General features: G+C 69.9%; 11 protein-coding genes and 2 pseudogenes. 5 read left to right on the forward strand and 8 right to left on the reverse strand.

Annotated features, from left to right (window positions below; all coding sequences use genetic code 11):
• Positions 1-9: 9 nt before the first annotated feature.
• On the reverse strand, positions 10-351 hold the full coding sequence (locus QQK35_RS14610; protein ID WP_284254810.1) for a hypothetical protein: 342 nt from the start codon (positions 349-351) through the stop codon (positions 10-12).
• Between the two features lie 32 nt (positions 352-383).
• Positions 384-1490: a fatty acid desaturase family protein gene (locus QQK35_RS14615; protein WP_284254811.1), complete on the reverse strand. Its 1107-nt coding sequence runs from the start codon at positions 1488-1490 to the stop codon at positions 384-386.
• Between the two features lie 162 nt (positions 1491-1652).
• Between QQK35_RS14615 and msrB the strand changes: the two are divergent.
• Both msrB and msrA read left to right on the forward strand, forming a co-directional pair.
• Positions 1653-2006 (forward strand): annotated as a pseudogene (gene msrB / locus QQK35_RS14620) (peptide-methionine (R)-S-oxide reductase MsrB); the annotation flags it as partial.
• Positions 2007-2115: 109 nt separating this feature from the next.
• Positions 2116-2634: a peptide-methionine (S)-S-oxide reductase MsrA gene (msrA, locus tag QQK35_RS14625; RefSeq protein WP_284254812.1), complete on the forward strand. Its 519-nt coding sequence runs from the start codon at positions 2116-2118 to the stop codon at positions 2632-2634.
• Between the two features lie 24 nt (positions 2635-2658).
• On the opposite strand, the gene QQK35_RS14630 is transcribed toward msrA, so the two are convergent.
• The gene (locus QQK35_RS14630; RefSeq protein ID WP_284254813.1) at positions 2659-3255 is read right to left on the reverse strand and encodes a TetR family transcriptional regulator; all 597 of its coding nucleotides are present in this window, start codon (positions 3253-3255) and stop codon (positions 2659-2661) included.
• Between the two features lie 65 nt (positions 3256-3320).
• On the reverse strand, positions 3321-5330 hold the full coding sequence (locus tag QQK35_RS14635; RefSeq protein ID WP_284254814.1) for an MDR family MFS transporter: 2010 nt from the start codon (positions 5328-5330) through the stop codon (positions 3321-3323).
• Here QQK35_RS14635 and QQK35_RS14640 point away from each other — a divergent pair.
• The gene (locus tag QQK35_RS14640) at positions 5329-5541 is read left to right on the forward strand and encodes a hypothetical protein (protein WP_284254815.1); all 213 of its coding nucleotides are present in this window, start codon (positions 5329-5331) and stop codon (positions 5539-5541) included. The two genes, QQK35_RS14635 and QQK35_RS14640, sit on opposite strands and share 2 nt — an antisense overlap.
• Before the next feature lie 7 nt (positions 5542-5548).
• On the opposite strand, the gene QQK35_RS14645 is transcribed toward QQK35_RS14640, so the two are convergent.
• Together QQK35_RS14645 and QQK35_RS14650 are read right to left on the reverse strand one after the other, a co-directional pair.
• Complete coding sequence (locus QQK35_RS14645) at positions 5549-5707, reverse strand: VOC family protein (protein ID WP_284254816.1); 159 nt, start codon at positions 5705-5707, stop codon at positions 5549-5551.
• A 215-nt stretch (positions 5708-5922) separates the two neighbouring features.
• Complete coding sequence (locus QQK35_RS14650) at positions 5923-8271, reverse strand: ATP-binding cassette domain-containing protein (protein ID WP_284255718.1); 2349 nt, start codon at positions 8269-8271, stop codon at positions 5923-5925.
• Between the two features lie 86 nt (positions 8272-8357).
• Between QQK35_RS14650 and QQK35_RS14655 the strand changes: the two genes are divergently transcribed.
• Together QQK35_RS14655 and QQK35_RS14660 are read left to right on the forward strand one after the other, a co-directional pair.
• A complete protein-coding gene (locus QQK35_RS14655; protein ID WP_284254817.1) occupies positions 8358-9926 on the forward strand; it encodes an AMP-binding protein in 1569 nt (522 codons plus the stop codon).
• A complete protein-coding gene (locus tag QQK35_RS14660; protein WP_284254818.1) occupies positions 9923-11149 on the forward strand; it encodes an LVIVD repeat-containing protein in 1227 nt (408 codons plus the stop codon). Before QQK35_RS14655 ends, QQK35_RS14660 begins: the two co-directional genes overlap by 4 nt.
• A gap of 70 nt (positions 11150-11219) precedes the next feature.
• On the opposite strand, the pseudogene QQK35_RS14670 reads toward QQK35_RS14660, so the two are convergent.
• Both QQK35_RS14670 and QQK35_RS14675 read right to left on the reverse strand, forming a co-directional pair.
• A pseudogene (locus QQK35_RS14670) lies at positions 11220-12049 on the reverse strand (fumarylacetoacetate hydrolase family protein).
• Positions 12050-12121: 72 nt separating this feature from the next.
• Complete coding sequence (locus QQK35_RS14675; RefSeq protein ID WP_284254821.1) at positions 12122-12934, reverse strand: sugar phosphate isomerase/epimerase family protein; 813 nt, start codon at positions 12932-12934, stop codon at positions 12122-12124.
• Between the last annotated feature and the right edge of the window lie 3 nt (positions 12935-12937).

A 12937-nucleotide genomic window follows, 5' to 3' on the forward strand; every position in this document is an offset into this window, starting at 1 on the left:
CCTGCGTGATCAGGGTCGTGACCGACCACGGCCAGGGCGACAACCCCCGTGCGCGACGACCATGATGCCGGCGGAGGCCACGAGCGCGGCGATGGCCGCCGTGCGCGGTCGGACCGTCGCGAGCACGAGCGCTCCGGCCTGCGCCGCGGTGAACAGGAAGACGAACAGCAGGGGGCCGCGATAGATGCTGGAGCCCAGAATGCTGCCGACGACGAGCAGCGCGACGCCGGCGGCGACCGCTCCCACGCGCATCCAGGCGTCGCGCTGCGTCGAGCGACGGGCCACCCGCTCGCCGACGGCGCCGCCGTCGCGATCGCCGCCGGCCTGAGGGCCTCCCGCGGCTCCCGCCATGCGCACCACGATACGCATGAGCGGCGGGACGGTCACCGGAGCTGCGCCGCGAGGGGGCACTCGAACGGGTCGGCGTGCCGGATGCCGACGCGCTTCAGATAGCGCAGCACGATGCGGTACGAGCCGATGAACGTGGTCTCCGTGTAGCTGACGTTCTTCTCGGCGCAGTAGGCGCGCACGATCCGTCGGGCGCGGCCGAGGTTGATGCTCGGCATGTTCGGGAACAGGTGGTGCTCGATCTGGAAGTTGAGCCCGCCCATGCCGATCGCGACGGCGGGTCCGCCCGTGATGTTGCGGGAGGTGAGGGTCTGACGGCGGAGGAAGTCGATCTCCAGGCCAGCGGGGATGATGGCCATGCCCTTGTGATTCGGCGCGAAGCTGCCGCCCATCGTCAGCCCGAACACGGCGACCTGGATACCGAGGAACGCGAGTCCCATGAGGGGGCCGCAGGCGATGAAGACGATGGTCGGGAAGCCGGCGAGGCGCAGCACCAGGAGTGCACCCTCGACCCAGCGGTGCTTCATCTGGGTGCGGCCGAGCACACCGAGGATCGCGTTGCGGTGCAGCTCGAGACCGGCCAGCAGCAGGACGGGCACGAAGAACAGGTGCTGATAGCGCATGAGCAGGGCGGACAGCCCGTCCCGCTCCGCGCGCTCCGCGGCGGCCTCCGGCGTGAAGACGATCGCGTTGGAGTCGATGTCGCCGTCCTTGCCCAGCTTGTTCGGGTTGGTGTGGTGCTTGGTGTGCTTGTTCATCCACCAGCCGTAGCTGAGTCCGACGACGCCGTTGCCGACGATCCGCGAGAACCACTCGTTGCGGTTGTTGGAGCTGAAGATCTGCCGATGCGCGCCGTCGTGCGCGAAGAAGGCCGACTGGGTGAAGAGCAGGCCGAAGCCGGCGGCGAGCAGCAGCACCCACGGCGAGGAGCCCAGGGCGAAGAGCCCCGCGAAGGCGGCAGCGAACAGGCCGATCATGAGTGCGGCCCGGCCGGCGTACCAGATCGGGCGGCGCTTCAGCAGACCCTCCGCCTTGACGAGCGCCATCAGCTCCTTGTAGTCGCTGGCGTTGCGCTCCTGGCGTGAGCCGGTCGTGCGGATGGGGCGATCCGCGGGGCGTTCGGGGGCGACGAGGGTGGACATACTCCGACGGTAGATTTCGGGATGCCGGGGCGCGTCCCGCTGCGGAGCGCACTTCGCCCCCTACCGCGGTAGGGGGTCGCGCCATCCGGGAACGTCGCGAGGCGCTCCGGTGTTGTACTCATCGGGCCCCGCGATCGGAGCCCAGGACCACAGGAGGCCAGCATGACGGAGTACCGCAAGGACCCCGCAGCCATTCAGAAGCTCACCCGCGAGCAGTTCGCGGTGACGCAGAACGCCGCGACCGAGCCCGCGTTCACCGGCGAGTACGTCGACAACCACGACGCCGGGCTCTACGTCGACATCGTGTCGGGCGAGCCGCTGTTCGCCTCGATCCACAAGTACGACAGCCGATCCGGATGGCCGAGCTTCACCGTGCCGGTCGACCCGGCCAACGTGGTGCTGAAGTCGGACAACAGCTACGGGATGCGGCGCACCGAGGTGCGCTCGGCCCACGGCGACAGCCACCTCGGCCACGTGTTCGACGACGGCCCCGCCGACCAGGGCGGCCTGCGTTACTGCATCAACTCGGCGGCGATGCGCTTCGTGCCCGTCGACGAGCTCGAGCCCGCCGGCTACGGCGAGTTCGCATCCTCTTCACCACCGACACGACCCAGGAGGTCGCATCATGACAACCACCGAGCGCGCGATCCTCGCGGGCGGCTGCTTCTGGGGAGCCCAGGAGCTCCTCCGCTCCGCCCCGGGCGTCATCTCCACCCGCACCGGCTATTCGGGCGACGACAGCACGAAGAACGCCACCTACTACCGCCACGGCGACCACGCCGAGTCGGTCGAGGTCATCTTCGACCCCGAGAAGTTCAGCTACCGGGAGCTGCTGGAGTTCTTCTTCCAGCTGCACGACCCGACCACGCTGAACCGACAGGGCAACGATGTCGGCCGCAGCTACCGCTCCGCGATCTTCTTCACGACCCCGGAGCAGGAGGCCACGGCCCGCGAGGTGATCGCGGAGATCGACGCCGCCGGCATCCACCGCGGCAAGGTCGTCACCGAGGTCGTTCCGGCGGGCGACTTCTGGGAGGCCGAGGAGGAGCACCAGGACTACCTGCGCAAGATCCCGAACGGCTACACGTGCCACTACGTGCGGCCGAACTGGAAGCTGCCGAAGAAGGAGTCCGCGACCGCGTAGCCCGCGGCCGGCGCGCGGCGGAGCTCAGTGCAGCTTCGCCGCGCGCACCGTCATGAGATCGCGGACGCGCTCGCGCAGCCGCTCGGCCATCGGCCGGCCGTCGTCGGCCTCCCGGTCGTGGACGATGCTGCTGAACGCCGCCATGACGAGGGTCATCGCGAGCTGCGCCTCGCGCGCATCGGCGGCCCGCTCCTCGGCGAGGGCCAGGACCTGCTCGCGCATGCCCGCCATCCACTGGGTGAGCGCCGGCATGAGCTCGGGGCATCGCGAGATGAGCTCCTTCATGCGCACCCGCTCAGCCTGCACGTCGGCGGTCGCCGCGAAGACGTCGCAGAGCGCGTCGACGAGCAGGCCGTCCGCGGCACGGAACCCGGCCGCCGCCGCCTCGTCGATCATCGTGTCGGGCAGACCGAGAGCGGCCGCCGCCTTGGACGGGAAGTAGTTGAAGAAGGTGCGCGAGGAGATGTCGGCGTCGCGGCAGATCTGCTCCACCGTCGCCTGCTCGAGCCCCTGCTCGTCGACGAGCCGCACCGCGGCGGCGTGGATCGCGTGCCGGGTCTGGCTCTTCTTGCGCTCGCGGAGGGTGCCCTCGGCGCGCTCGGCATCGGTTGTCGTGGTCATCTGCGGTTCCGTGCGGTGCGCACCGGTGCCGGGACGGGTCCTCGCGGGCCCGCCCCGGCATCCGGTCAGACCGGCTGGGTCTGGATCGTTCCGGTCTCGGACATCCCGTTGGCGTCGGCGCGCTCCTGCAGGGCCGACACCTTGCGCAGCGGCGGCACCTTGAAGAAGAGGCTGAGCAGGAACGCCACCACGATGTCGGCCAGCGCGATCCAGTAGACCGTTACCACCGCGTTGTTGAACCCGGTGAGGAACGGAGTCGTCAGGCGCTTGTCGGCGCCGTTGACGAACGAGGTGTCGCTGCCGGAGGCACCCGAACCGCTCGAGGACTTCGTGGCGTTCTTGACCTTCTTCTGGATGGCCGGCGCCAGCTGGTTGACCCAGTGCGTGCGCTGGCCCGCGTTCGACCAGTCGACCGCGACCCTGCCGTCGTGCAGGCTCGCGTGCGCCTTCGACGCCACGGCCTCGAGCGCCTGCTGCTCGGCCGCGGGCTTCGCGGCCTCGACGTTCTGCGCGACGATCGCCGGTGCGGCGGCTGCCGGGATGGCGCCGGCTGCGACCTGCGCCTGGACCGCCGCGGTCACCTGCTGCGTCACGGCGGCGTCGGCGCCCTTCTGGGCGGCGGTCGTGGCGCTGTCGAGCTGCTCCTGCACCTTCGACTTGATCGGGTCGACGATCGGGTTCCAGAGCTGCGACATCACCTTCGCGTTCTTCTTCGCCCCGGCGACCGCGGGATTCAGGGCCGCGTCGAGCGTCGTGGTGAGCGTGGCCTTGTTCTCGAGCGTGTGCGTGAAGTTCAGCGGGAGCGTCGTGAACAGCACCGAGATCAGGATCGCGACGCCGAGTGTGCCGCCGATCTGGCGGAAGAAGGTCGCCGCGCTGGTGGCGACACCCATCTGGTGCGGGGCGACGGACATCTGGCTGGCCAGCGTGAGGGTCTGCATGAGCTGGCCGAGGCCGAGTCCGATGCAGAACATCGCGAGCATGAGGAACCACAGCGGCTTGTCGATCGAGATGAACGTCAGCAGGAAGAATCCGAGCGCGGTCACGAAGGTGCCGGTGATGGGGAAGATCCGGTAGTGCCCGGTCCTCGCGAGGATCTGGCCGGAGCCGATCGACGCGATCATGAGGCCGACGACCATGGGGATCATCGCGAAGCCCGACTCGGTCGGGGTGAGACCCGTGACGATCTGCAGGTAGAGCGGGATCGTCAGCATGGCGCCGAACATCCCGAATCCGACGAGCACGCCGAGGATCGTCGCCATCGAGAACACGCGCGACCGGAACAGCCGCAGCGGGATGATCGCGTCCTCCTTCATGAGGCGCTCCACGATCACGAACGCGAGCACGCCGACTCCGCCGACGATGTAGCAGGCGATCGAGCCCGGCGAGGTCCAGCCCCAGTCCTGGCCCTTCTCCGCCACCAGCAGCAGCGGCACCAGGGCGATGATCACGGTCGTCGCGCCCCACCAGTCGATGCGCGGCGCCCGGTGGTGCGCGAACTTCGGCAGGTGCAGGAACGCGATCACCATGAGCAGGGCGATGATCCCGATGGGCACGTTGATCAGGAAGACCCAGCGCCATCCGGAGATGAACAGGATCGAGTCCGCTCCGGCGAACAGGCCGCCGACGAGCGGGCCGACCACCGACGAGACGCCGAACACGGCGAAGAAGTAGCCCTGGTACTTCGCGCGCTCGCGCGGGGCGAGGATGTCGCCCATGATCGCGAGCGGCAGCGACATGAGCGCGCCGGCCCCGATGCCCTGGATCGCGCGGAAGCCGGCGAGCATGAACATCGACGTCGAGAACGACGACGCGAGCGACCCGAGCAGGAACACCGCGATGCCGAAGATGAACAGCGGTCGCCGACCGAAGATGTCGGAGAGCTTGCCGTAGATCGGCACCGAGATCGTGGAGGTGATCAGGTAGGCGGTCGTGACCCACGCCTGCTGATCGAGGCCGTGGAGGTCGTCGCCGATCGTGCGGATCGCGGTGCCCACGACGGTCTGGTCGAGCGAGGAGAGGAACATGCCGGCCATGAGGCCGTAGATGACCAGCAGGATCTGCCGGTGGGACATGATCGGCTTCGACGCCTGGGGTGCAGGTGCGGCCGGTTGCGTCGCGACCGGCGCGGTGGCAGTTGACAAGCGAATGTCCTTCGGTGGATGGGCGGGGCGCCCGCAACCACCGGAGAACGCCGACGGCCGGACGCCGACACTGGCGGGCTGTGATTTGCAGCGGCTGCAATATTACACGTCTGCATTCCTGCGTCAACTGCAGGATCTGTGAATTCGCCCTAGTCGACGTGGCTGACGATGTTGACGACGTTCCCGTCGGGGGCGCGCACCATGAAACGGCGCACGCCCCACTCCTCCTGCGTCAGCGGATGCACGATATCGAGCCCGCGCGCCTGGGCCTCGGCGTACGCGGCCTCGACCTCGTCGCCGACGTGCACCGAGATGACCGAGTCGACGGGGAGCCCGCGTCCCGCGTGACGAGCTGGAGCTCGGCACGGCCGTCGGGGGACTGCAGCCTGATGACCCAGCCGAGGTCGAATGCGGTCTCGGTCAGCCCGAGGAACCCGGTGTAGAACTCCCTGGCCGCGGCGCCCTCCGGCACGCGCAGATTGGCGGTGACTCCCGTCGGGTGGATGCTCATGCCTCCACCCGATCACGCCCCGACGTATTGCGCCAGATGCTGCCCGGTGAGCGTCGAGCGCGACGCCACCAGCTCGGCGGGCGTGCCCTCGAACACGACGCGGCCTCCGTCGTGCCCGGCGCCCGGGCCGAGGTCGATGATCCAGTCGGCGTGCGCCATCACGGCCTGGTGGTGCTCGATCACGATGACCGAGCGGCCCGCGTCGACGAGCCGGTCGAGCAGGCCGAGCAGGTTCTCGACGTCGGCGAGATGCAGGCCGGTGGTCGGCTCGTCGAGCACATAGACCTCGCCGGGCGAGCCCATGTGCACCGCGAGCTTCAGCCGCTGGCGCTCGCCGCCGGAGAGGGTGGTGAGCGGCTGGCCGATCGTCAGGTAGCCGAGGCCGACGTCGGCGAGCCGGTTCAGGATGGCGTGCGCGGCGGGCAGACGCGCCTCGCCCGAGCCGAAGAAGGCCTCCGCATCGGTCACCGGCATCCGGAGCACCTGGCTGATGTCGCGCCCGCCGAGCGTGTACTCGAGCACGGCCGCGCGGAAGCCGATGCCGCCGCACTCCTCGCACGTGGTGGCGACGCCGGCCATGGGGCCGAGGTCGGTGTAGATCACGCCGGCGCCCTTGCACACCGGGCAGGCGCCCTCGGAGTTCGCGCTGAACAGTGCGGGCTTGACGCCGTTCGCCTTGGCGAACGCCGAGCGGATCGGGTCGAGCAGCCCGGTGTAGGTGGCCGGATTGCTGCGCCGCGACCCGCGGATCCCGCCCTGGTCGATGGTCACCACACCCTCGCGCGGCGAGACCGAGCCGTGGATGAGCGAGCTCTTGCCCGACCCGGCCACGCCCGTCACGACCGTGAGGACGCCGAGCGGGATGTCGATGTCGACGCCCCGCAGGTTGTGCTCGCGCGCGCCCCGCACCTGCATCGACCCCGACGACGTGCGCACCGTCTCCTTGAGCCGGGCGCGGTCGTCGAGGTGGCGCCCGGTCAGCGTGCCGCTCGCGCGGAGGTCCTCGACCGTGCCCTCGAACATGATCCGGCCGCCCTCCGTGCCGGCGCCCGGCCCGAGATCGACGACGTGGTCGGCGATCGCGATCGCCTCGGGCTTGTGCTCGACGACGAGCACCGTGTTGCCCTTGTCGCGCAGCTGCAGCAGCAGCTCGTTCATGCGCTGGATGTCGTGCGGATGCAACCCGATCGTCGGCTCGTCGAAGACGTAGGTCACGTCGGTGAGCGAGGAGCCGAGGTGCCGGATCATCTTGGTGCGCTGCGCCTCGCCGCCGGAGAGCGTGCCCGACGACCGGTCGAGGGAGAGGTAGCCGAGGCCGATCCGCACGAAGGAGTCGAGGAGCGCGCCGAGGTTGTGCCGCAGCGGTGCGACCGAGGGGTCGTCCAGCCCGTGCACCCAGGCGGCGAGGTCGCTGATCTGCATCGCGCACGCGTCGGCGATCGAGACGCCGGCGATCTTCGACGAACGCGCCGCGGCACTGAGCCGGGTGCCCTCGCACTCCGGGCACGGCGCGAAGGCGACGGCGCGCTCGACGAATGCGCGGATGTGCGGCTGCATCGCGTCGACGTCCTTGGAGAGCATCGACTTCTGGATCTTCGGGATCAAGCCCTCGTAGGTGAGGTTGATGCCGTTGATCTTGACCTTGGTCGCCTCCTTGTACAGGAAGTCGTCGAGCTGCTGCGCGGTGAAGTCGCGGATCGGCACGTCGGCGGGGACGAAGCCGGACTCCGCGTAGATGCGGGTCTGCCATCCGTCGACCGTGTACCCGGGGATCGTCAGAGCGCCCCCGGCGAGCGACCTGCTGTCGTCGTAGAGCTGGGTCAGGTCGATGTCGGAGACCGTGCCCATGCCCTCGCAGCGCGGGCACATGCCACCGAGGAGGGAGAACTCCCGCTCGATCTGCTTGCCGCTCGAGGTGGCGGCGCTACCGGATCCGGTGACCGACGCGATGTTGAACGAGAACGCCTGGGGCGATCCGATGTGCGGTTCACCGAGCCGGCTGAACAGGATCCGGAGCATGGCGTTCGCGTCGGTCGCGGTGCCGACGGTCGAGCGGGCGTTGGCGCCCATCCGCTCCTGGTCGACGATGATCGCCGTCGTCAGCCCCTCGAGCACGTCGACGTCGGGCCGGTCGAGCGAGGGCATGAAGCCCTGCACGAACGCGGGGTAGGTCTCGTTGATCATCCGCTGCGACTCGGCCGCGATCGTGCCGAAGACGAGGGAGCTCTTGCCGGAGCCGGACACCCCCGTGAACACGGTGAGCCGGCGCTTCGGCAGCTCGACGCTCACGTCCTTGAGGTTGTGCTCCCGGGCGCCCTGCACCCGGATGACGTCGTGGCTGTCGGCGGGATGCGGCGGCATGGCGGGAGGCACCCGGTCACGATATCCGTGGCATCCGATCCGCGACCATGTCGCGTTATACCGATACGGCGTCTTACGATATGGGAGTGATCGATCTCGCGCGTCTCAACGTCCGCGACTTCTTCGATGAGGCGCGCGCCGCATCCCCGGAGGCGCCGTTCGTGATCTTCACGACCGACGACCGCGCCTACTCGTTCCGCGAGGCGGGCGGGTTCATCGACCGCGCCGCGGCGGCGTGGCACGAGCTCGGCGTGCGCCACGGCGACCGGGTCGCGTTCATGCTCGGCAACACCCCGGAGTTCCTGTGGGCGTGGCTCGGCCTCGCGCGCATCGGCGGTGTCCTGGTCGCGATCAACACCGGCTTCCGGGAGGCCGAGGCCGGCTACCTCGTGCGCGACTCCGGGGCGCGGATCGCGCTCGCCGACGATGAATTCGCCGGGATGCTCGCCCCCGCGGGCCGTCCCGTCCTCACCCCCGCCGAGTTCGGCGCCCTCGCCGCCCGGTCCGGCCTTGACCCGGCGCCGGCCGTCGATCTCGCGGGCGATGACCTCATCTCGCTCATCTACACCTCGGGGACCACCGGGGATCCGAAGGGCGTCATGCAGACGCATCGCAACTTCGTGCTGACCGGGCAGGCCTACATCGACTGGATGCGCATGGAGCCGGGTGAGCGCATCTACGCCTGCCTGCCGCTGTTCCACATCAACTCGCAGGCCTACTCGACGATGGCGGCGATCGCCGCGCGCGGCGCTCTCGTGCTCGCTCCGCGGTTCAGCGCGAGCCGGTTCTGGCCGGACGTGCGGCGGCACCGCGTGAGCGTCTTCAACTTCATCGGCGCGATGGCGATGATCCTCACCAAGTCGCAGGCGAGCCCCGACGACGCCGACAACCACGTGCGCATCGCCTACGGCGTGCCCGCGCTCGCCGTCGAGGTCGTCGACGAGATCGAGGCCCGCTTCGGCCTGCGCTGCATCTCGGGCTTCGGGATGAGCGAGACGACGTTCGGCCTGCTCGAGCCCTCGACGGACCGCGGCATCCCGGCACGATGGGGCTGCCGCGTCACCACCCCGACCCGAGCGTGCCGCCCACCGAGGCGAAGATCGTCGACGAGTCGGGCGCCGAGGTGCTGCGCGGCACGCGGGGAGCTGCTCCTGAGGAACGCCGCGATGATGAGCGGGTACTTCGGTCTTGCGGAGAAGACCGCCGAGACGCTCGTCGAGGGCTGGCTGCACACCGGTGACAGCGCCTACCAGGACGACGACGGGTTCTTCTTCTTCGTCGACCGCATGAAGGACATCGTGCGACGCCGCGGCGAGAACGTGTCGTCGCTCGAGGTCGAGCGGGTGATCGCACGGCATCCCTCGATCGCCGAGGCGGCCGTCATCGGCGTGCCGGCCGAGCTCTCCGACGAGGAGCTGCTGGTCTTCGTCGTGCCGCGCGACGGTGTGGACGCCGCGCCGCTCTCCGCGGGCGACGTCTTCGCGTGGGCCGCCGAGCACCTCGCTCCGTTCAAGGTGCCGCGCTATCTCCGATTCGCCGACGCGCTGCCGAAGACCGCGACTGCGAAGGTGCAGAAGGAGAGGCTCAGAGCGATGGATGCCGACGATCCGGCCGGCCGCATCGTCCGGGAGCCCGACAGAAGGGATGAGCGATGACGCTCGACCACGCACCCGCCGCCGCCGAGTCGCGCGGGATCGACCTCGTCGGCTACCACGACCTCGGTGGCGACCCGGCGTTCAAGATCGCGTTGCAGAAGGTCGGCGAGCGCTACTACCTCTATCTCAGTCACTTCTGGGTCTCGCGCTGGTCCGTGCTCGATGTCACCGATCCCGCGAACCCCGAGCTGGTCGGTCAGGTCGACGGGGCGGCGACGAGCTGGTGCTATCAGGTGCAAGTGGCCGACGGCCTCATGATCGGCGCGCTCGAGCGACCGACGCCCGGCTGGGGCTACGAGCCGGAGCTCGCCGAGGAGGTCGGCATCCTGCTGTTCGACGTCGCGACCGATCCCGCGCACCCGGCTCTCGTCTCGCATTACGACACCGGCGGACGCGGCACGCACCGCAACTACTGGGCCGGCGGCCGCTACGCGTATCTCGCGACCGAGGCGGAGGGATTCGCCGGCAACATCCTCTCGATCGTCGACGTCTCCGATCCCGCGAACGTCACCGAGGTGGGCCGCTGGTGGGCGCCCGGCCAGAACGTCGCGGCGGGGGAGGAAGGCGCCACCAAATGGGGCCTGCACGGTCCCGCGCACGTCGTCGGCGACCTCGCCTATTGCAGCTGGGGCCAGTACGGCTTCGTCGTGCTCGACGTCTCGGACCCGAGCGCCCCGCGCCTGGTGTCGCGGCTGGGCTTCGGCGACTTCGGCAGTCCGCTCGGCGTCCACACGGCATACTCCTACGGCGACTACGTCGTGGCCAACAGCGAGGCGCTCGGCGAGGGCGATTCCGAGGGGCTGCCGTACGCCGTCGCGATCGACGTGCGGGACCCCGCGGCTCCGCGGATCGCGGCCTGGTTCCCGACCCCGCTGCCGTCGCCCGAGACCGGCCATCGCACTTATCAGCAGAAGGGCGGCCGGCACGGTCCGCACAACCAGCACCAGTACCAGGGGCAGCCGGGAACCCTGAACGATCCGACCCGGGTCTATCTCACCCACTTCAACGGCGGATTGCGGGTCTACGACGTCTCCGAGCCCCTGCGGCCGGAGGAGATCGCGTTCTACGTGCCGGTGGATCCGACGGTGCGGCGCGGTCCGAAGCCCGCGCAGCTCACGACCTCGTTCGAGGACGTGCTCGTCGACGACCGCGGCACCATCTTCTGCACCGACAAGAACTACGGGCTCTTCGTACTGCGGCTCGCGGCGGAGGGGGTCGAGTAGCGGTCAGCGGCCGCATATCGAGACCTCACCCCCGACGACGGTGAGATCTCGATACGCCGCTCGGAGGCGGCTACTCGACCCGCTCCGAAGCGACGACGGGGGTCGACACCGTTCCGATGCGCTCGATCTCGACTTCGACGACGTCACCCGGTGTCAGGAACCGCGGCGGCGTGCGCACGTAGCCGACGCCCGAGGGCGTGCCGGTCGCGATGAGGTCCCCGGCTGAAGCGTCATGCCCTGGCTGAGGAACTCGAGCAGCTGCGGGATGCCGAAGATCATGTTGTCGGTCGTGTCCGACTGCACGACCTCGCCGTTGACCCGGGACGAGATTCGCAATCCGCCGCTGATGTCGCCGAGCTCGGCCGCGGTCACGATCTCGCCGATCGGCCCGCTGCCGTCCGCGTTCTTGCCGAGCGTCCACTGGCTCGTCAGCTTCTGCAGGGTGCGCGCCGTGAGGTCGTTGAACGCGGCGTAGCCGTAGACGATCCCCTCGGCGTCGGCGGCCTTGACCCGGTAGGCCGGCCGTCCGACGACGGCCAGGAGCTCGGCTTCCCAGTCGAGGCCCTGCTCGGACGGCGGCACCGTCACCGCTCTGCCGGGCAACGCGAGCGACGCGGTCCAGCGGGCGAACACGGTGGGGTAGGTGGGCGGCGCCCAGTTGCCCTCCTCCGCGTGCTCGGCATAGTTCAGGCCGACGCAGAGCACCCGGGCCGACGGCCGCACGGGCACGGCGAGTTCCAGGTCCGCCGTGGGCAGCGGATCGGCGCCACTCGGGGCCTCGCCCCAGCGGAACGGATCCTCCCAGAACTCCTCGACGTCCGCGATGGGCTGCACGAGGCCGCCGGCGAGCGCACGCCCCACCGTGACGCTGCGGCCGTGCCGGTATCCGATCAGTCGCACGTGGCTCTCCCTATCCCTGCACCGCGGCGGTCGCCCGCGCGTAGACCGTCTCGAACGCGGCCCTGCCCTCGGTCAGCAGCCGCGACGTCGGCCACTGCCACATCGGGTCGGCGACCGGCTCGCCGAAGGTGCCGTCGTCTGAGAAGATCTCGAGCTCGTACCAGCCGCGGTAGCCGGCCGCGTGGGCGGTTCGGATGACGCCCTCGACATCGAGCACCCCCTGCCCGGCAGCGCGCGATCGAATCGGCCGCCCGAATCGGCCGCGCGATCGCACACCTGGATGCCGGCGATCGCGTCGATGTAGTCGGCGATGTTCTGCAGGGGCTCGTCGGCGATGTGCCAGTTGTCCAGCAGGATGCCGATCGTGCCCTCGCCGCCGGCATCGGTGATCAGATCGGCGGCCTCCGGGATGCTCTGGCACAGGCTCCCCGCGCTGCCGGGGCTGATGACCTCGAGAGCGAGCTTCACGCCGGCGTCGCGTGCGATCTCGACGAGCTCCGTGAAGGCCGCGACGACCCGGCGCCGCGACTCCGCGACGTCGCCGCCCTGCGGCGCGCCCGCGAGGATGCACACGGCCTCGGGCTCGTACACGGCGAAGCGCCGCACCGACTCGCGCAGGATCTGCAGCCGGGCGTCCGGGTCCTTCGGATGGGCGAAGTGCGCGTTGCCGGTGAAGATGCCGGGGGTGAGCGGGAAGCAGAAGGTCGCGTGCAGGCCGGCGTCCTTCATGGCCGCGGCGCGCTCGGCGTCGCGGTCGCCCTCGAGCTTGAACTCCCAGAGCCCGAGCCCATGCACGCCCGCGGCGGGGTAGGCATCGAGCTCGTCGACGAAGGGCGCGTGGTAGGTGGTGCCGTCGCTCGCGGCGAATCTCGGCTGATCGGTCATGGT

The sequence above is a fragment of the Pseudolysinimonas kribbensis genome, assembly GCF_030161895.1.
GTDB lineage: Bacteria > Actinomycetota > Actinomycetes > Actinomycetales > Microbacteriaceae > Pseudolysinimonas > Pseudolysinimonas kribbensis.